The organism is Streptomyces cacaoi (assembly GCF_006539165.1).
Lineage (GTDB): Bacteria > Actinomycetota > Actinomycetes > Streptomycetales > Streptomycetaceae > Streptomyces > Streptomyces cacaoi.
In genome coordinates this window covers 1-17,700 of record NZ_BJMM01000008.1, presented here as the reverse complement: position 1 = coordinate 17,700, position 17,700 = coordinate 1, and the positions used below count along the sequence as shown (strand labels likewise).

18 protein-coding genes and 1 pseudogene are annotated in these 17,700 nt (G+C 70.0%); 14 read left to right on the top strand and 5 right to left on the bottom strand.

The genetic code is table 11. The annotated features are described in order from the left end of the window. The first annotated feature begins 8 nt into the window (after nt 1–8). On the top strand, nt 9–1,628 hold the full coding sequence (locus SCA03_RS10885; RefSeq protein ID WP_086815283.1) for a GMC family oxidoreductase: 1,620 nt from the start codon (nt 9–11) through the stop codon (nt 1,626–1,628). Nucleotides 1,629–1,677: 49 nt separating this feature from the next. After that, a pseudogene (locus SCA03_RS37200) lies at nt 1,678–1,806 on the top strand (eCIS core domain-containing protein); the annotation flags it as partial. Nucleotides 1,807–2,263: 457 nt separating this feature from the next. Here SCA03_RS37200 and SCA03_RS10875 read toward each other — a convergent pair. Together SCA03_RS10875 and SCA03_RS10870 are read right to left on the bottom strand one after the other, a co-directional pair. Then, entirely contained in the window at nt 2,264–2,869 is a 606-nt protein-coding gene (locus SCA03_RS10875) for a response regulator transcription factor (protein ID WP_030875955.1), read from the bottom strand. Beyond that, a complete protein-coding gene (locus tag SCA03_RS10870) occupies nt 2,866–4,062 on the bottom strand; it encodes a sensor histidine kinase (protein ID WP_086815284.1) in 1,197 nt (398 codons plus the stop codon). The genes SCA03_RS10875 and SCA03_RS10870 overlap by 4 nt, the downstream gene beginning before the upstream one ends. A 165-nt stretch (nt 4,063–4,227) precedes the next feature. On the opposite strand from SCA03_RS10870, the gene SCA03_RS36095 reads away from it, so the two are divergent. Continuing rightward, entirely contained in the window at nt 4,228–4,704 is a 477-nt protein-coding gene (locus SCA03_RS36095; RefSeq protein ID WP_030875949.1) for a hypothetical protein, read from the top strand. Nucleotides 4,705–5,228: 524 nt separating this feature from the next. On the opposite strand, the gene SCA03_RS10860 is transcribed toward SCA03_RS36095, so the two are convergent. The 3 genes from SCA03_RS10860 to SCA03_RS10850 all read right to left on the bottom strand — a co-directional run bounded on the left by SCA03_RS10860 (nt 5,229) and on the right by SCA03_RS10850 (nt 8,079). Further along, a complete protein-coding gene (locus tag SCA03_RS10860) occupies nt 5,229–6,182 on the bottom strand; it encodes an NADP-dependent oxidoreductase (protein WP_230988591.1) in 954 nt (317 codons plus the stop codon). 103 nt (nt 6,183–6,285) lie between these two features. Further along, a complete protein-coding gene (locus SCA03_RS10855; protein WP_230988590.1) occupies nt 6,286–7,539 on the bottom strand; it encodes an acyl-CoA dehydrogenase family protein in 1,254 nt (417 codons plus the stop codon). Between the two features lie 45 nt (nt 7,540–7,584). Continuing rightward, a complete protein-coding gene (locus SCA03_RS10850) occupies nt 7,585–8,079 on the bottom strand; it encodes a flavin reductase family protein (RefSeq protein WP_086815287.1) in 495 nt (164 codons plus the stop codon). Between the two features lie 163 nt (nt 8,080–8,242). Here SCA03_RS10850 and SCA03_RS10845 point away from each other — a divergent pair, with 163 nt between their 5' ends. From SCA03_RS10845 to SCA03_RS10785, 11 genes are all read left to right on the top strand, one after another. Beyond that, nucleotides 8,243–8,722, top strand: coding sequence for a MarR family winged helix-turn-helix transcriptional regulator (locus tag SCA03_RS10845; protein WP_030875936.1), 480 nt, complete (start codon nt 8,243–8,245; stop codon nt 8,720–8,722). A gap of 281 nt (nt 8,723–9,003) precedes the next feature. Then, nucleotides 9,004–9,363 (top strand): hypothetical protein, encoded by a 360-nt coding sequence (locus SCA03_RS10840; protein WP_143665105.1) that lies wholly within the window; start codon nt 9,004–9,006, stop codon nt 9,361–9,363. Nucleotides 9,364–9,405: 42 nt separating this feature from the next. Continuing rightward, the gene (locus tag SCA03_RS10835) at nt 9,406–9,753 is read left to right on the top strand and encodes a hypothetical protein (protein WP_141275340.1); all 348 of its coding nucleotides are present in this window, start codon (nt 9,406–9,408) and stop codon (nt 9,751–9,753) included. A gap of 257 nt (nt 9,754–10,010) precedes the next feature. Then, nucleotides 10,011–10,208 carry a hypothetical protein gene (locus tag SCA03_RS10830; RefSeq protein WP_141275339.1) on the top strand — a complete coding sequence of 66 codons (198 nt, stop codon included), beginning with the start codon at nt 10,011–10,013 and terminating at the stop codon, nt 10,206–10,208. A gap of 736 nt (nt 10,209–10,944) precedes the next feature. Continuing rightward, nucleotides 10,945–12,618: a restriction endonuclease fold toxin-2 domain-containing protein gene (locus SCA03_RS10820; protein WP_230988589.1), complete on the top strand. Its 1,674-nt coding sequence runs from the start codon at nt 10,945–10,947 to the stop codon at nt 12,616–12,618. Then, the gene (locus tag SCA03_RS10815; RefSeq protein WP_141275338.1) at nt 12,615–13,106 is read left to right on the top strand and encodes a hypothetical protein; all 492 of its coding nucleotides are present in this window, start codon (nt 12,615–12,617) and stop codon (nt 13,104–13,106) included. The genes SCA03_RS10820 and SCA03_RS10815 overlap by 4 nt, the downstream gene beginning before the upstream one ends. Before the next feature lie 90 nt (nt 13,107–13,196). Beyond that, entirely contained in the window at nt 13,197–13,706 is a 510-nt protein-coding gene (locus SCA03_RS37195) for a transposase (protein ID WP_086814880.1), read from the top strand. Between the two features lie 199 nt (nt 13,707–13,905). Further along, nucleotides 13,906–14,430 carry a transposase domain-containing protein gene (locus SCA03_RS36085; protein WP_201453786.1) on the top strand — a complete coding sequence of 175 codons (525 nt, stop codon included), beginning with the start codon at nt 13,906–13,908 and terminating at the stop codon, nt 14,428–14,430. A 142-nt stretch (nt 14,431–14,572) separates the two neighbouring features. Further along, nucleotides 14,573–14,782, top strand: coding sequence for a transposase (locus SCA03_RS36080; RefSeq protein ID WP_086814881.1), 210 nt, complete (start codon nt 14,573–14,575; stop codon nt 14,780–14,782). Between the two features lie 64 nt (nt 14,783–14,846). After that, on the top strand, nt 14,847–15,218 hold the full coding sequence (locus tag SCA03_RS36075) for an IS5/IS1182 family transposase (protein WP_063764793.1): 372 nt from the start codon (nt 14,847–14,849) through the stop codon (nt 15,216–15,218). A 607-nt stretch (nt 15,219–15,825) separates the two neighbouring features. Beyond that, nucleotides 15,826–17,442, top strand: coding sequence for a PucR family transcriptional regulator (locus tag SCA03_RS10785; RefSeq protein WP_030896154.1), 1,617 nt, complete (start codon nt 15,826–15,828; stop codon nt 17,440–17,442). Nucleotides 17,443–17,700: the final 258 nt, after the last annotated feature.

The following is a 17,700-nucleotide window of genomic DNA, read 5'->3' as shown; positions in this document are numbered from 1 at the left end:
CGCCGAGCATGACGCACCGCCCCGAACAGGCCGGGACGACCACGACCAGGCGCTCGCACCGGCTCGCCCTCGCCGACCACATGGTCCAGGGCGCCACGTTCGACTACATCGTCTGCGGCGCCGGTGCGTCCGGTTCGGTGCTCGCGGGCCGGCTCGCGGCCGATCCCGCCGTCACGGTGCTGCTCGTCGAGAGCGGCGGCGACGACGAGGACGAGCGGGTCCGCGATCCCGACCTGTGGCCCGCCAACCTCGGCAGCGAGCGCACCTGGGACCACGTCACGGAGCCGAACCCGCATCTGAACGGGCGCCGGCTCGCCTGTGCCACCGGCCGCGGGCTGGGCGGGGGCAGCGCCGTCAACGCGGGAGTGTGGGCCCGTGGCCACCGCAGCGACTGGGACTCGTACGCCGAGGCAGCGGGCGATCCCGCGTGGGGCTACGCGCACGTCACGGAGCACTACCGCGCCATCGAGGACTGGCAGGGCGCGCCCGACCCCGGGCGCCGGGGCACCGGCGGGCCGATGCGGATACGGCCCTCGCAGGACGTGCACCCGCTCTTCACCGCCTTCCTCGACGGCGCCGAGGCCACCGGCATTCCCCGGTTCGACAGCGCCAACGGCGCCCTCATGCAGGCCGATTCGGCCTGTTCCGTGCGGGACGAGAACATCCACGACGGCGTGCGGCAGACCCCCTTCCGCCGCTACGTCGCCGACCGCGCGGGGCAGCCGAACCTCACGGTGCTGCCGCACACCACGGTCTCCCGCGTCCTGCTCGCCGCGGGCCGGGCCCGCGGCGTCGAGATCGTGCGCGACGGCAAGCCGCTGCGCGTGCACGCGTCGCAGGAGGTGGTGCTGTCGCTGGGTGCGCTCGGCACCCCGGCCGTCCTCATGCGGTCCGGGGTCGGTGACGCGGACGAACTGCGGGACCTGGGCATCCCGTTGGTCCAGCACCTGCCCGGCGTCGGCCGCAACCTCGACGACCACATGCGCCTGCCCTGCATGTGGGAGGCGAAGGACGTGCCGCTGCCGGTGCCCACCCGGAGCCAGGCCGTCTGCTTCTGGGAGGACGGGACACGCCCCGGCGCACCGGAGTTCGTCATGTACGTCTCGCCCGCGCCGTCCGTCTCCCCCGAGAGCGCGGCGCAGTACCCGCCGCCGGAGCGGTGCTTCACCCTGATGCCCGCCATGCGCCCGCGCGGCGGCAGCCGCGGCCGGGTCCGCCTGGCGGGTACGGACCCGACGGCGGGAGTGCGCGTCGAGACGAACTTCCTCGCCGACCCCGACGATGTGCGCTCGGCCCTGTCCGCCGTCGCCACGGCCCGGGAGACCGGCAACTCCGCCGCGCTCCGCCCGTTCGTCGAGCGGGAGGTGTCCCCGGCGTCCACCGCGCCGGACACGGTCGAGAGGTTCGTACGGAACGCCGTGGGAACCTACTGGCACCAGTGCGGTACGTCCCGGATGGGCCAGGACGAGGGAGCCGTGGTGGACGCGCGGCTCAAGGTGCACGGCGTCGAGGGCCTCCGCGTCGCCGACGCCTCGGTGCTGCCCCATGTGACGGTCGCCAACACCATGGCACCTTCGATGGTGGTCGGCGAGCGAGCGGCCGAGATCCTCACGGCCGACCGGGGCTGAGGCGGACCGGGCGCAGGGCCGCCCCCTCGACGACGACACGCGCACCGAGCTGGAAGCCCGGCTCGGCGCGGACTTCTCCCGGGTACAGGTGCACAGCGACGCCACCGCCCGACGCTCGGCGGCAGAGCTGGGAGCCCGTGCCTACACCTCGGGAGAGCACATCGTCATCGGCGCGCAAGGTGCCGACAAACGCACGCTGGCCCATGAGCTGACGCATGTCGTCCAGCAACGGCAGGGCCCGGTCGCGGGCAGGAACAACGGTGACGGACTCCGGGTGAGCGACCCCTCCGACCGCTTCGAGCGGGCGGCGGAGGCGAACGCGGCACGGGCGATGGCGGGACCGGTACCGAAGGACACCGGGCACCCGGACGGGGAGCACCACCACACACACGCGCCCGGACCCCATGGACCGGCCGGCGCCACGGCCGTACAGCGCGCCGTCGGCTTCGAGTTCGAGGCGTCCTGGGTGGGACCGGCTCCGCCGGGAGCCGGTACCGCGGTGGGACCGCCGGTGCGGGTGACGGCCGCGCATCCGGAAGGATCCGGGCGGACCCGGAGCTTCACAGTCGGCAGCATCTCCACGTCTCCACGGGGAGTACGTCCCGCGGAGCAGGCCCTGGTGGGCGGCGGCACGGTCACAGCCAGCCGTTGGCTTCCGCGAGCCGGGCCGCCTCGGCGCGGGTGCGGGCCTGCGTCTTGCCGATCGCCGACGACAGGTGGTTGCGCACGGTGCCCGGGGACAGCTGGAGCGCCCTGGCGATGTCGGCCACGGTGCCGCCCTCCGCGGTGGCGCGCAGCACGTCCGCCTCGCGCTCGGTCAGCGGACTCGCACCGCCGGCCAGCGCTTCCGCGGCGAGGGCCGGATCCACGAACCGCAGGCCGGCGTGGACGCGGCGGATCGCGTCGACCAGTTGTTCCGGCGGGGAGTCCTTCACGACGTACCCGGCCGCGCCCGCGGACATCGCCCGCACGAGGTAGCCGGGCCGGCTGAAGGTCGTGCAGATGATGGTGCGGCAGCCCGGCAGCGCCCGCTGTAGGTCGGCGGCGACGGCCAAGCCGTCCCGGCCGGGCATCTGCACGTCGAGCAGCGCGATGTCGGGCGCGGTCCGCTGCGCGGCGGCCGGCACCTCGGTGCCGGTGCCGACCTCGGCAACCACGTCGATGTCGGGTTCGAGCCGGAGCACGGCCGCGAGGGCGCCGCGTACGAGTGCCTGGTCGTCGGCCAGCAGGACGCGGATCATGCCGACCCGGCTTCCTGTGGCGGTGCGAGGTCGGTCGCCGGGGCCGGCCCGCGGGCGAGGACCCGGAACCCGCCGCCGGGGACAGACCTGTGTTCGAGGGTGCCCGACACGGCGGCCAGCCGTTCGGCGAGGCCGGTGAGTCCGTTCCCGGCGCTCGCCACGCCGGTGGAGCTGCCGTTGTCGGTGACCTCGACCCAGTCGGGCCCGAGGCGGACCGTGCACAGTTCGGCGTCGGAGTGCCGCAGCACGTTGGTGACCGCCTCCCGCACGACGTAGCCGAACACCTCGCGCAGGTCGGCGCGCACAGCGTCGGTCGCGGCGGGCAGATCGGCCCGGATGCCGCCGGCCCGCAGCGCCACCCGGGCGCCGGCGAGCTCGCTGTCCAGGGACAGAGTGCGGTAGTCCGAGATGGTGGCCCGCACATCGGACAGCGCCGTGCGCGCCATGTTCTCCAGCTCGGTGACCTGGCCGACGGCGAGGGCCACATCTCTCGAGGACTCCAGGATGCGCCGCGTCAGACCCAGTTTGACGGTCATGGTGGAGAGGCTGTGGCCGAGGACGTCGTGCATGTCCCGGGCGACCCGTTCCCGTTCCTGGTTCACGGCCAGCCTCTTGATCTGCTCGCGCGCGGCCCGCAGATGGCCGACCGTGAAGCTGAGCGCGAACACGGTGCCGAGTGCCGCGGTGACACCGACGAGGACGGCCACCTGCGCCCAGGCCACCTCGCCCCGCGCGAGACGCATCCAGACGATCTGTCCCAGCACCGTGGCGAGGCCGAGCAGCAGCGCGTGGCGCAGCGGCAGCAGCATGAGTCCGATCGAGAGGGCGAAGGTCAGATCCGTCAGGTAGGACGGCGACGCGAGAAGCACGGCCGGTGCCGCCCCGAGGAGGAACATCACGGCCACGACGGCGACGCGGCCCCGGTGCAGCGCCACCGGCCCGTACCAGGGCGCCAGCACGCAGCCGACGACGTAGCAGGCGAGGAGGCCGAGCGTGAGCGAGGTGAGCAGGGGAGGTGCGGTGCCGTGTGCGATGTCCCTGGCCCGCGCGATCAGGGTGAGGGAGGCCAGCGCCGTGGCCGTGGCGACGGCCACGCGGCCCCTGGGGCCGCCCGGCTGGTTCTTCCAGAAACTCCAGTCCGGCCACTGGTCGGCGGAGAACTCGTCCGGATCGCGTGCGCCCACGTCGCTCATGTTACGGCCCGGCTGCTGTAGGGGCGGACAGGGAGCGGTCGGGGAGACAGGGGGCATGCGGGCAAGCATGGCCCACCCGTGACCGGCGCCCCCGTCCGTTCTGTCGCCCGTCAGGCATGACAGATGGCATGGGTCCGGTCGGCGGGGCGATGCTGGGATGAAGCCATGTTGCACGCGAAGAGGGTCCATCTGCCGAGCCAGCAGTACGAGTTCACCGAGGACGGCCGGGCGCTGACGGCGTTCTCCTTGCGCCGAGGCGGCACCGGTGCGCGGTTCACCCTGCACGGGGTCGGCTACCGCGTCCGCGTGCACCGCTTCAGTGGTGTCCACGAACTGCTCGACGCCGACGGGACCGTCCTCGCGACCACGGACCGGGTGCGCCGAAGCTGGCACATCACGTGTTCCGGGCGGGTCATCCCGTTCCGGCGGACCGCGCCGGCAGACCGGGAGTACACCATGCTCGGCGGCGACGGCGAGCCCGCCGGCACGATCCGCCGCACCGGCCACGTCCGCTCGGAGGCGACCGCCGACCTGCCGGGCCTGGACCTCGTGCTCCAGGTCTTCGCACTCGTCGTCGTGCTGCTGCGCAGGCGGCGCAAGCGGGCAGCGGCGGCCGTCCGGTCGACCGCCGTGGGCGGCTGACGCCCGGCCACAGCGGCGCCGACTGGCCCATGAAGACCTGGCCGGCATGACCTGGCCGGCATGTTCGACGCCGAATCGACCGTCGCCTTCGCCCCGAACGCGCCGATGCTGTCCATCGACCTCTCCCGCCTGGGCGGCGCCGCCGACGACGCTCCACGACCTGGAGCCCGCCGTTGATCCCGCGGCGCAGGTCCGCGTCGGCGAGGTGGTCGCAGATGAACGCCGCACGGACCGCCCGCCCGAGTTCCTCGATCGCCCGGTACGTCGGGTGCCTGGGCCCCGCTGCGGGAGGAAGCCGCGCAGGACCTGCTCGGCCTCGGCGGCGCCCAGGCGCGGGGCGGGGGTGTGCTTCCCGAAGCGGTCGTGCTGCCGGCGGATCAGGTCCCCGTCGCTCGCTCGCCCGGCCTCACCCACATCGCCCGGCCCCCGCACAGCCGTCCCTCGCCCCTCGCCGAACTGGTCCGTAACGACCGCACGGCTGCCGACGGTCACCCTGACCGTGGTGGGGACGGGGCCAGAGGTGCTCAGGGCACGCTGACGACCGTCTTACCGACGAGTCGTCCGGCATCGGACTCCTCGTGCAGGGCGGGCAGGTCGGCCATGGGGCGGCGGGCGGCGACATGGAGCCGGAGCGTGCCCGCGTCCACCTTGGCGGCCAGTTCGGTCAGTTGGGCTCCGTCGCTGCGCACCCACAGGCCGGCGCTGCGTACTCCCCGGGCGGGGTCCTCGGGGACCGGCCCGGCGCTGCTGGCGACGGCTCCGCCGTCGGCGGCGTACTGCGTCAGACGCGCCAGCCCGTCCGGGGAGAGGCGTACATGGTTGACCACGACCTGGAACGGACCCCCCACGGCGGCCGGACCCGTGTCGAGGTCGAGGGGGCCGACGACCCGGTCAGCGCCGTACTCCCGGAGGCGGTCGGCGTGGCGTGGCACGTCCACCGCGGTGACGTGCGCGCCCGCGTCGACGGCGAGCTGCACCACGAGGCCGCCGACCGCGCCTCCCGCCCCGTTGACCAGGACGGTCTGGCCGGGCTTCAGCTCGGCCAGCTCGAACAGCGTCTGCCAGGCCGCGAGGCCGGTCAGCGGCAGCGCCGCCGCGTCGACGAGGTCGATCGTCCGGGGCGCCGGGGCCAGGGACCCGGCCGGAACGAGGACGTACTCGGCGGCGCCGCCGGCCGAGTCGAGGGGCAGCATGGCCACGACCGGCGCTCCGAGTTCCCACCCTGTGACGTCCGGGCCGCATCCGGCGACCGTGCCCGCCAGGTCGATGCCGGTCACGTAGGGGAAGGTGATCGGCAGCAGCTCGCCCAGGGCGCCGGCGCGGATATGGCTGTCGACCGGGTTGAACGACGTGGCCGCCACCCGCACCAGCACCTGCCCGGCGCCGGGGACCGGACGGTCGACGTCCTCGAAACGCAGGACCTCGCTGCCGCCGAACTCGTGGAAACGTATGGCTTTCATGGCACTCGTGACAGTCATGACAGTGTTCTCCAAGGTGTGTTGATGTCGTCGCCGGCATCGCGGAGGGATGCGGCGGTGCGGTGGGTGGATGGATGGATGGGTGAGCTGGGCGGAGGGCGTCCTACACCATCGCCGTCACCGTGCCCCGGATGCCGAAGAGCGACTTGCCGTAGATCTCGGCGGCCACCTCGGGGTTGAGGACGGCGTGGCGGCTCGCGGTCTCGATGTCGCGCCAGATGCGCTGTAGCGGGTTGGACTCGCTGAAGCTCGACGCCCCCTGGGCCGAGCACACGACGCGGACCGCTTCGCGCGCGTGGACCGCCGCCACTCCCCCGTCCATACGGATCCGTGCGCGGGCGTCGTAGCCGGGGGACACCCCGGTCCGTGCGGCCTCGTCGAGGTCGTCGGCCGCGCGGTAGGCGTGCAGCGTGGCGGAGTCGGCGAGCGATGCCGCCCGCGCTGCGGCGAGTTGGACGGTGGGCGCCTCGGCCTGCGTGGTGTAGCCGGTCATGGTCAGCGCTCGCTGTGGGGCCTTCTCCAGCAGGAGGTCGACGGCCGCCGCGGCCAGGCCGAGTGGGGGCCCGGTCAGTACCAGCGCGGCGACCGATACGAAGGGTGCCCGGTAGAGCGCCTCGTCGGTGAAGGGGGTGGCGTAGCGGCTCTCGACGGCGCGGGGGACGGAGTGGAAGCGGTGCGCGGGTACGAACAGGTCGTCGCCGACGAGGGTGTTGGACGCGGTTCCGCGCATACCCGCCACGAACCAGGTGTCCTCGACGGTCAGTTCCGACATCGGTACGAGGACGATGCCGACGGCGTCCGGTGTGTCCCCGGCGTCCGGCCGCTTCACCCCGAGGACCGCCCAGTCGGCGTGGGCGCACCCGGAGGCGGGAGCCCATCGCCCGCTCACCCGGTACCCGCCGTCGACCGGGCTCGCGGTGCCCGAGGGGGTCACGACGCCGGCGACCAGGGCGTCGGGGGTGGCCGCCCAGACGTCGTCCTGGGCCTGGGCCGGGAAGAGCCCGACGAACCACGCGTTGCCGTTGAGCAGCGAGGTCACCCAGGCGGTCGACCCGCAGGCGCGGCCGACCTCGCGGCCGACCTCCAGCAGGGTGCGCAGGTCGGTCTGGAGACCTCCGTAACGGGCGGGCCGCGTCAACGAGAGCAGCCCGGCCCCGGCCAGGGCGGTGATGTTCTCCGCGGGCACCTCGCGCTCGCGGTCGGCACGGTCGGCGTTGACGGCGAGCAGCGGCCGCAGTGCGGCAGCACGCGCGACGAGGTCGGACCGCACGAACCGCGGTGCGTGCGTCGTGTCGCCCGTACGCGGAGAGGGCGGGTCGTGGGGATCGTGCGGGGCGCCCATGATGGTTTTCGTCATTGTTCCGTTGTTTCCGTTGATTCCGTTTCTGCGGTTCGGGGGGGGTCAGCTCGCGACGGCGAGCGGGGAGGGCGTGGCGAAGGTCCGGCGCGCGTAGACCAGCGGGGCGGCGGTGGCCGGTTCGACCTCTTCGACGCTCACGATGAGCAGGATGTGGTCGCCGCCGTCCACATGGCGTTCGACCCGGCCGGCCGTCCAGCCGGCCGACCGGGGCAGGTGCGGCAGGCCGTTGCGGACGGTCCAGGTGACACCGTCGAACTTCGAGTCCCGGCCCGGGCGCCGACGGGCGAACGTGGACGCCAACCGCTGCTGATGAGCGCCGAGTATGTTCACTCCCACCCGGTCCCCCGGCCGCGCACGGGCCAGCAGTCCGGAGGTGCGGTGCAGGGCGAAGCTCGCCAGCGGTGGGTCGAGTGAGAGCGAGATGAAGCTGGACACGGTGCTGCCGTACGGCCGTCCGTCGACGGACATCGTCGTCACGACGGTGACCGGGGAGCACACCCCGCTCATCAGCTCGACAAAGGTATCGCGGTCGATCATCGTTCGCCTCCAGTTGCAGGTCAGGGCGTAGGAACCTGCGAACAACACGTTGAATGTTCACGTTGAAGGTAGACACGCCCAGCGTGAAGCGTCAACCTGTACAGCGTGAACGTTCAACCCGATGCGGGTGTTGCCCGCTGGGATGCGCACATAGAATCGGCGCATGGACGCAACCGAGCCGAAGTGGCTGAACGAAGAGGAAACCCGCACCTGGCTCGCGCTTGTCGCCCTGGCCACCCGTCTTCCCGCCGCCCTCGACACCCAGATGCAGCGCGACGCCGGCATGACCCACTTCGAGTACCACGTGATGGCCGCCCTGAGCATGGCGCCCGAGGGGGCCCTGCGCCCCAGGGACCTCGCCGCCACCGCCGGCAGCTCCCTCTCCCGCGTCTCCCACCTGCTGCGCCGTCTGGAGAACAAGGGCTGGATCGAGCGCACCCCCGATCCCGACGACAGCCGCTACAGCTACGCGTCACTGACCCCCGCGGGACAGGAGAAGATGGCCCGCACCGCACCGGACCATGTCGCCACCGCACGCCGCCTCGTCTTCGATGCGCTCACCCCCGCCCAGCAGCGGCAGTTGACGACCATCGGAGAGCGCATCTGCTCGGCGATCGAGCAGAGCGACGCGCGCGACCGTTGAGGGCTGCGGGGTTCTCCGACCGCCGCGGCCTCTCGCGGCCACGGCCGAGCCCGGTGACTCCGACACGGGCGCGAACGGTGCCGACGAGTGGGTGGGCACCGCGTACGCACCGCACCTTGCGCAAAGGCTCAACTCAGACCGTGCTCGCGGAGCACCCGCTGCTGGGCCGACGTCAGCTTCAGGCCGAAATGCACCTTCGCTGCCCGGGTCGAGGGCGGTTCGGAAGGAGCACTCCGTGTACAGCCTCAACCAGATCAGCAACGCCGCCGCCCAGCTCACCGGTGAACTGCTGGAAGGCGTCCGCCAGCGCCGGGCCGCCGTTTGAGAAGTCCGGCAAGGCGTGGCTGGTCGACCGCACCCCGGCGGCTACCTTGCAAAACACCGTCACCGACGCCGACGGCGACAAGTCCACGCTGACTTTCCAGGTGTGGACCACCAAGGCCGATGGCACACCGGACAAGCAGGTCATGCTCAAGGGCCCATCCGTTCCGAACGGCGGGACGGTCAACGAGGAACACGGCGTCGTCGTATCCGACTATGTGGCCTCCGGTAAGACAGCTCAGGTCACCGTCCCTTACGGCAACCTCAAGCCCGGCCAGACCTACACCTTCCGCACCTCTGCCTACGACGGCAGCCTGTAGGAGACCGACTGGTCATCCTGGGCGGCGTTCACGACCCGGAAAATGGCGGTGGACATCCAGCTGCCAGAGCCCGACAAAGGTGCTCCGGCAGTGGATCTGGACGCCTACCAAAAGCCGCAGGACGGACGGCGCAACGAACCGGTGAAGTCCAGCTCCGGGACCTCCGACGGCAAGCCGGAAAAGAGCTGCCCTGACCACGGCAACAAGACAGTCTGCCTCAAGGCCGGCAGCCCCAACGACCTGTCCGCCGAGCAGAAGGCCAAGCTCGACAAGCAGATCGAGGCCACTCCCGGAATCGTCGACTGGTGCGATGACGTCCCAGTCGGCAAGGACATGCTCAAGCGCACCGCTGCCGGTGCTCAACGAACAGAGAGCTGTGATCATGAGTGACGGAATCGAGTGGATACAGGACGCCTGGCAGCGCGGAGGGCCCGACTTCTACGTCACGTGTGCCCGTGGGCTGATTCCCCAGGCACTGGTCGAGCGCATGAGCGACCACGAACCGGTCCAGATGCTTCCGGAGGCTGCCTCCTGGACCCGGAGGTATCGAAGGATGCGGAGGTGCTGGTCTTCGACCCGCAGCCGGACCACCCCCTGCCCAGTTCCGCTACCACCGCAACGGACAGGTCGTCATCAACTCCTCGCTGTTGGGCGCCGAACGACTCGCCAGAGGGGAGGACGACCTCGTCGAAGCGATGGAACGAGTCGAGGAGGCCGAAGACGAGCCGCAGGACCAGGTGCGAGGTCTGCTGCGTGTGATCGGGAACCACTTCGGTCTCAGCCTGCCGAAGACGGACATCGTGGACGGCACACTGCCCGCCCTCGTCACGCGCACTTCGGCCTGACGCAGCTGGTGAGCGCGGTATCGCGAAGCTTCGATCAGATGGTGACCATGACGTCGGCGGCTCCGTCCGTGTCGTCGGTGCCGGTGGCACCGAGGCCGGTCAAGGCATCGAGACCAGCCCCACCCGCCGACGCCGGCGTTCTCGTTGTGGCGGCGGCGTGGCTGCGCTCTCACTGGCCGGTCCGACTTGGAAGCGATGGCAGGCGAAGGTGGGCAGAAGTCCCCGAGCCTCGACGCAGTCATCCGGGAGGCGGGCGACAACACCGTCTCTGCCTCCACCGGCTGCTGCTAGAACCAGATGATCGTCGGCGAATACTAGGTCCGCGGTCCGCTGTTCCTCTTATTCACCAATAAGAAGGGGTACTTGACTTGTGGGTCTCCTCACCCCCGACCCTCCCTGGCAGCTCCGGGACACTTCCGGTCCGTGCCATTCGGGGGCGCAGCGGCAGCGGAGGTAGATCTGGTTGCGGCGGTCGCAGATGACCGGCCAGTCGCGGCGGGCGCCGCACTTCGGGCACATCACGGTGATGCCGGTGATGGTGATCGGGTCGGCGTGGGGTGGTGGTCTGTGTCCGGACGGAGTCGTCCGGTTCGCCTTCTTCTTGGCCTGGCCAGTCCACCGTGGCCGCACCACCCGCGGTGTGAGTCTGAGCCTGATTCGCTGGCTCAGAACGTGCTTGACGGCATGGAATCGCTCGTCCTGCAGTGGGTAAGGTCGTGATACCCAAGGGAGGGGTGTGCTGGTGGGGGGCTTGAGCCGTGGGTTGCGGCTGACCGCATCGCAGATGATCAAGGGCTCGGTGGGGATGACGGGAGTGATGAAGGGCGCGCGGGACACCGCTATCGCCCTCTCCCACGAGTTGGGGCGCATCCAGGGTGGGATGGCTGGAGACGACGACGCCGGTGAGGCGTTCGCCAAGGTCTACAAGTCGGCGTCGACCACGACACTGGATCAAGTCGGGTTCAGTGCCTATCTCCTGGGGCACTGCGGCTCCGGACTCATGCGCACGGCCCGAGAATTCATGTCCAACGAGAGTGACGTTGTCGCGCAGATCACCGGCCAGCAGGTGGACTTGACCGCGGGAATGGCCGATCCCAGCGACGGTTGTGAGGAGGCGTTCCTCAACCTCGGCCAGGAGCTGCCTGAAGTGAAGGGCGACACCTCAGCACTGATCAAGTACTTTCCCCGCGGCGGTGACCGCTACCGCGGGGACGAGGACAAGGCCCGGGAAGCCGCTGGGGTGTGGCGCAAGGCGGGTCACCTCATGGAACGGGTGCTCGGCAGCGCCCAGGCATACGCCTCGACGGCGAAAAAGGCTCACGGGGGTGAGGCTGCCGACGCCTTCGACCGATACTTCAAGCGCTGCGTGGGCTTCGACGATCCGCCGCCCAAAGCCCAGTCGGACGAGACACTGGTGGCGAACCTTGTCGCGGCCTGCTTGCAGATAGCCAAGGCCTGTGATCGTTACGCTGACCACGTCGAGGACGCGAAACGTGCGATCGTACGCCACAAGGCAGACATCTTCGCTTCGGACAACCCCTTCAACGCTCCGATGTTCGGCGGCAATGGATACGACGGTGGCCTCAACGCGGCCGTCACCGGGGACCCCCATATCCATGCTTTGGGCTCTGTCGCGCACGCCCTGGACAGCTCACAGGCCCGCATCCGGCTGCCGGCCCCACCAACGGAAACGGACCGGCTGTGGAACCCGCCCGTGCTCCCCCCGCTGGCTCCCGCCCCCGCCCCGAGCGGGCCGCCCATGGTTCCCGCAAGCTTCAACGGCCCCGCCCCCGGGCTTGCACCCACCGGGGGTGGTGCCGACCCGAACATAGCCGCCAGGGACCCGATCCCGCCCGACCCGAACTCCGGACACACTTTACTGAGCATCGCCGAACAGAAGCAGTTCCGCTCTTGGCGTGACAGTCTCCCGGCGGGCGGTTTTGCAGGCGGAGGAGGAGTCTCGTCGCCGGACAACGCCTATCAGTTGAAGATAGCGGGATATCCCGAACGCGACCTCGCGTTGCCGCCCGAGGCCAAGGGCCGTAGTGGTAAGGGGCTGGCCGTCGACGGGATGCGGCCCTCGGACGGCTACCTTGTGGAGGCCAAGCATGTGCGGAACCCCAACTGCGAGAATCCAAAGACGTTCCGCTCCCTGGATGCGGTGAAGGAGACCCTGGCGACCGAACCCAAGTACGACAAGAGCGGGAAGATCAAGTTCAGCCCCAGGGTAGACGGTATGTACGGGGGCGATGAGAGGGAGCTGAGGCGTTACCAAGCCGCGATGGACTACCCGCCGAACAAGCAGGTCCAGGGGCTGGAGATCGTCACCAATGACAAGGGATCCGCGGCCTATTGGCAGAGCATGCTGGCCATGACCGGCGTCAAGGGCGACGCACGCTACGTACAGTGAGGGAGATCAGGCCGATGTACACCCCGCCGGCGCGTCGGGTGAACTTCATCTTTGTGCCGCCCGAAGATGACGCGGGAGCATGGAACTTCCGCATGGACGACTTCACCCAGCGGCTGCAGAACGGGTTTCCCGGGGCCTGGCTGCAGGACGAGGGCCGAACCGGTCCGCGCGGGGCGGAAACCTTCGCCTTCGAGATCGAGCTGGACCCCGGCGAGTGGATCGAGGGCCTGGTGACTTCCCCTTTCGAGAACATCGCATCGGTGACCGTGGAGAAAGCGACCACACGCGAGGGCGCATGTTTCGCCGCTTGGCTCCGCGACATCTACGTTCCGACTCCCGATCTGGTCCAGTTCACCACCGAATTCGCCCTCGGCAACGGCATCGACGGCCAGTGGCCGCTGCCGGCCGATGGCGACGCGGACGCACTCGCAGAAGTGCTGCAGGCCCACATCGACGAGGTCGAGGAGCTGCTGGGCGAGGAGGGCTGACGCAATGGCGGACGCCAAGTCCGGGCCCTGCCGGCGTGGAGGGCGCGGTACGCATCCGCCCCAACGGACGCCACGCACCGTGCTGGAAGAGTGGGCCTACCACCGGCCCTGCACCTCAGACGCACAACACCATGCCGCCTTCCCCGCCCGGCTGAACTCGTACAACTACCACCGCCCCCCACCGCAATCAGTGGCCACACCCCAGCAAGCCGCATCACCAACCCGTCCGGACAACACACCTGGACGGTTTCGTTTGGACCAGTCAGTCGTTGGTCCGGGCGTGCCGTTGACTGCTGCGCAGTGGGCGCGGAACGAGCCGTTGTTACCGGACCGGCCGCCCAAGCGGGGGGCCGCTGGCGCGACCACCGTGAGGTGATCGGCGCGGTCGCCTTCAAGTTCCAGAGCGGTACCCAGTGGGTGCACCTGCCGGAGAAGTACGGCAACTGGCGGGGCGCCTACAACCGGCTGGGGATGTGGACCGTCGACGGCACGTGGGAGCGGGTGTTCGCCGCCCTGGTGGCCCAGTTCGACGCGGATGAAGACCTCAACCGGGCTGTCTCGGTGGACTCCACGATTGTGCGGAGCTACCAGCGTGCTTAGCACACTGTGCGGCGCCCGGGAACTCGGCGTCCGCACGGGCGCGACCATGACGGTCACCGCACAGAACATTGATGAAGTGCGCCGCTGGCGCGTACCTTGCAGGACTGCGGAGCCGAGCAGCTGAAACTGCACCGGCTGAGGCCGGCCTGCAACGCCGCCTCCCATCCGGAGCTGCAGGTTGCCGAGGTGTCCGCATTTCGTGCTGGCTCTGGCGCTGTTCCAGCAGGACTCCTACGACGACGTCGCGGAGAACCTGGTCGGGAGCCTGGGCGGGATGGACCGGGCGGTCCCCAACAAGTCGTCGTTCACCCGGGCCCGGCAGCAGCTCGGGGCCGCGCCGTTGGAAGGGTGTCTTCCGGCGTGTGGCGGGAGCGATCGCCCCGCCCACCGTGAAGTCGGCCTTCTGGCGCGGGATGAGAGTCGCCGCGGTCGCCGGGTTCCGTCTGGATGTCCCCGACAACGAGACAACACGTTCCACCTTCGGCGGGGAGGCGGACAGCTCCCCTCGTCCCGAGAACCTGCAGAAGATGCTCGCCGCTATCCCCTGACCGACGACGAACGCGCTGCCGTCGACGACCGCCAGGCAGCCCTCGACCAGCTACTGGAGCGACTCACCGGCGTCCCCACGCCAGCAGGGCTCACTCCACGTCAGGTCGGCGTTCCCGCCACCGCGACCCTGCTGCCGATCGTCGACGTCAAACAGGGCAAACCAGCAGGAAGTTGACAGATCTGATTCCACAGAACGCCCTGGACGGCCGTCTACGCCTTCTTTCGCCGCTGACGCGACCAGGACCTGAGCGCCGAGCTGCACGACCGGCTGCGCGGCAAAGTCCGCGAAGCGGCCGGCCGAGCCGACCGCCGGCTCCATCGACGCCCAATCGGTACGCGCCGCGCCCACCATCCCAAGGGCCACCAGCGGATTCGACGGCGCGAAGAAGGTGCCGGGCCGCAAACGGCACACCGTGGTCGACACCCTCGGCCTGCTGCTGGCGGTCGCCATCACCGCCGCGAACGCGGTCGACCACCGCATCGGCCACACCCTGCTCGACCGCGCCATCGAGCGCCCCCGGCCTTGAAGCAATCTTCGCCGACGGCGCCTTTCCCGCCGACCTGGTCGACTACGCCGCGCAGGTCCTGCACGTGGGCCTCGTCGTGGTCTCCCGGCCGGCCGGGCAGCACGGCGCCTTCGTGCCGCTGCCGCGGCGGTGGGTGGTCGAGCGCACCTTCGCCTGGCTGATGCGCACCCGCCGCCTGGCCCGCGACTACGAACGGCTCACCGCATCCGTCGCGGCGATGATCCGCTGGTCGATGACCTTGCTGATGATCCGCCGGCTGGCCCGCCAGGATGAACGCGTCCGTGGCGGTGCGGGCCAGCCGGCCGCGCGCGGCCAGGCGCTCGGTCCGGGAGCGGACCACGCCTTCGATCTTGGCCGGGGTCAGCTCGATGCCCATGGCCTCGGCGATCTGTCGGCAGGTCAGCCCCTCGCCGCCGATTCGGTGGTGGTCGGCTAAGACGGCCATGATGCGCTGGTCGTCGAGGACGAGCCCGGTCGGATCGGCGCCCGGTCTCCAGAGCGGGACGATTGATCGGGGCGGAGCTGCGGCAACGGCGGGCGACCGCTCGGCCCCGGCCCCGGGTTCGGGTTCGGGTTCGGTGAGGATCTCGTGGACGGTCTGGCGGGTGATCTGTAGGTGCTGCCAGGCCCGTTCCGCCTCCGACAGCTGCTCGCGCGGGTCATCGAGTTGCTCGCGCAGCTTCTCCACCCCTTGCGGGCGGTCTGCTCGCGGTTTTCCAGCAGTGCGGTCAGCGACGGCATCGCATCCTCCCGGCTCGATGACGTGTTGTATCGTCCCTGCCGGCAGAACGGCCGGTTCATGCCTGACCAGGCCAGATACCGCTCACACGCTCGGTTCGACAACGACCTCTACAGCGAGGTGATGCCGGAACCCCATCCGGCGCGTGCGACTGTCGGGGCGGATCTGATCATGGGGCCCTGGTCGAGATCGAGGTCGTGGCAGCGCTCCGAATCCGAGGAGAACCTCCGGCGACCTGGCGCCGGAGGCCCTCGACCAGACCGGACGTGGCGGCGAAGGGTGAGTAGTGGGCGAAGGGTGAGTAGTGTCTGTCGTACTGAGCCAGCTCCTCGCACTGGGCCGTCTTGACCCGTACACCGTGGTGGCCGGTGCCAATGGGCTGGATGCGCAGGTGACCGGGGTACGGCCGGGCGAGTCGGTATCCGCTCTGGGATCGGCGCCGGCGGGCAGCTTGATCGTGTTCACGCGCGAGCAGCTGCCTCTCGACGGTCCCACAGCCGATCTTGCGGTCCGATTCGCTGTTGCCGCATCCGCTGCCGGCATCATCACGGAGACGCCTCTCCACGGTGTCGCGCTCTCGACGACGAGACTGGCGGATCGGCACGGGCTGGCCGTCATCACGGCCGAGAGGATCGACCAAAGCGCCGTTGTTCAAGCCATGGACGCGAACGTGCGCGCACCCGAGGTGGTCGGGTCCGATCTTGTCGCCCGTGTCCTCGACGAGCTCGAACGCAAGGGCGGCTCCGCGCCGGTCGTGCTCGGGGTGCTTCGTGACGTCCTGGCCGCGCACGTAGGACTCCTCGACAGCTCGGGACGTGTGGTCGAGGGTGATGACCTGTTCTTCGACCTCCGATCCGACGAGAATCCCGCTCCGGCTCTCCCAGACACCATCGTGAGCGGCCTCTCAGCGTCTCATCCAGCTGCCCGGACCATCGATCTCACGAACGGCTACCTCGCGCTCCATCCAGTGGTGGTGCCGCCACGAGCGCGCGCGGAGCTGTGGTTCGGTGTCTACGCCCCCACAAGTGCTGGTCTGCTGCGGAAATCGGTTCGCCAGGCGCTCTCCATCGGGGCGTGGGCGTTCACCGCTGACTTGACAGCTGGATCGCTGGCGAACGAGCTGGAGAGCCGAAACCGGGCCATGCTCCTCTCGGAGATCCTCGAACATCCGGAGTCGATCTCGCGTCGGGCTGCCGAGCGAGCGGTTCTTCTCGGTTGGCCACTCTTCGGTTGGCACACGGGTGTTCATGTTTCGCTCTCAGCCGGCGATCCGGCAGATCTGCCATCCGGTACCGGGCGCGACTTGGAAGCGGCCCTGGCGGACGCGGGTCTGGAGGTGTCGGTCGTCGACCGTCCCGACGGTTGGGTGTGCTGGCTGACCGACGAGGTCGCTCTGGACACTGCTGAAGTGAAGACTCTGGCGGGCAAGGTGCGAGCAGGGCTCCTTGCCGTCGAGAGTGACAACGACGGCATTCGCCTCTGCGCCGGGATCGGTACACCGGCGCAAGGCCCTGAAGGCCTGGCGAAGTCGCTCCGGGAGGCGCGGAGTTCTGGACTGTTGGCTGCGTCGAGGGAGACCATGGCAGCCGTTGAACGAACCGACCGGGTGGGCTTCAGCCGAGTGCTCTTTGCCTGGTACTCCTACCAGCCGGCCCGCGATATCACGATGTCGGTGCTTCAGCCTCTGTACGATGCCGACCCGTCCGGCCAACTCGTACGTACCCTCGCCTGTTACCTCGACTATGAATCGTCAGCGACCGGCACGGCCGCCGTGCTGGGCGTGCATCGCAACACGATCGTCCAGCGCGTCGGTCGGATCAAGTCGATCCTCGGCATCGACCTCACCGACCCGATCGACCGTCTGGCAGCTCATTTGGCCACCAGGGCCGAACAGCTGACGGACCTGGACGGGCCGGGCTGAGGACTTCGCAGGATCACCCCCTGGCTTGAGACGCCTCGGTCCGCGCGCTCTCGCGACCTGCTGAGTCCGGCTGTGTGCCTTTCGCACATTCAAGGGCAACCCCTGTGTGACATGCGTCGGCTGCGCCGTGTCGCGCCCGGTGGCCGTATCCGTCTACTGCATCGCGTCACCCACAGAAAGCCGCGACTACCGATGGGCCCTCATGCAGTTAGGCGCTACAGATTCCATTTCAGACATCGCCGTTGCAACAGCATCCAT

Coding starts and splice junctions, on each gene's coding strand:
- SCA03_RS10885 (WP_086815283.1), top strand. CDS start 9: ATGACGCACCGCCCCGAACAGGCCGGGACGACCACGACCAGGCGCTCG.
- SCA03_RS10875 (WP_030875955.1), bottom strand. CDS start 2,869: ATGATCCGCGTCCTGCTGGCCGACGACCAGGCACTCGTACGCGGCGCC.
- SCA03_RS10870 (WP_086815284.1), bottom strand. CDS start 4,062: ATGAGCGACGTGGGCGCACGCGATCCGGACGAGTTCTCCGCCGACCAG.
- SCA03_RS36095 (WP_030875949.1), top strand. CDS start 4,228: ATGTTGCACGCGAAGAGGGTCCATCTGCCGAGCCAGCAGTACGAGTTC.
- SCA03_RS10860 (WP_230988591.1), bottom strand. CDS start 6,182: ATGACTGTCACGAGTGCCATGAAAGCCATACGTTTCCACGAGTTCGGC.
- SCA03_RS10855 (WP_230988590.1), bottom strand. CDS start 7,539: ATGACGAAAACCATCATGGGCGCCCCGCACGATCCCCACGACCCGCCC.
- SCA03_RS10850 (WP_086815287.1), bottom strand. CDS start 8,079: ATGATCGACCGCGATACCTTTGTCGAGCTGATGAGCGGGGTGTGCTCC.
- SCA03_RS10845 (WP_030875936.1), top strand. CDS start 8,243: ATGGACGCAACCGAGCCGAAGTGGCTGAACGAAGAGGAAACCCGCACC.
- SCA03_RS10835 (WP_141275340.1), top strand. CDS start 9,406: ATGGCGGTGGACATCCAGCTGCCAGAGCCCGACAAAGGTGCTCCGGCA.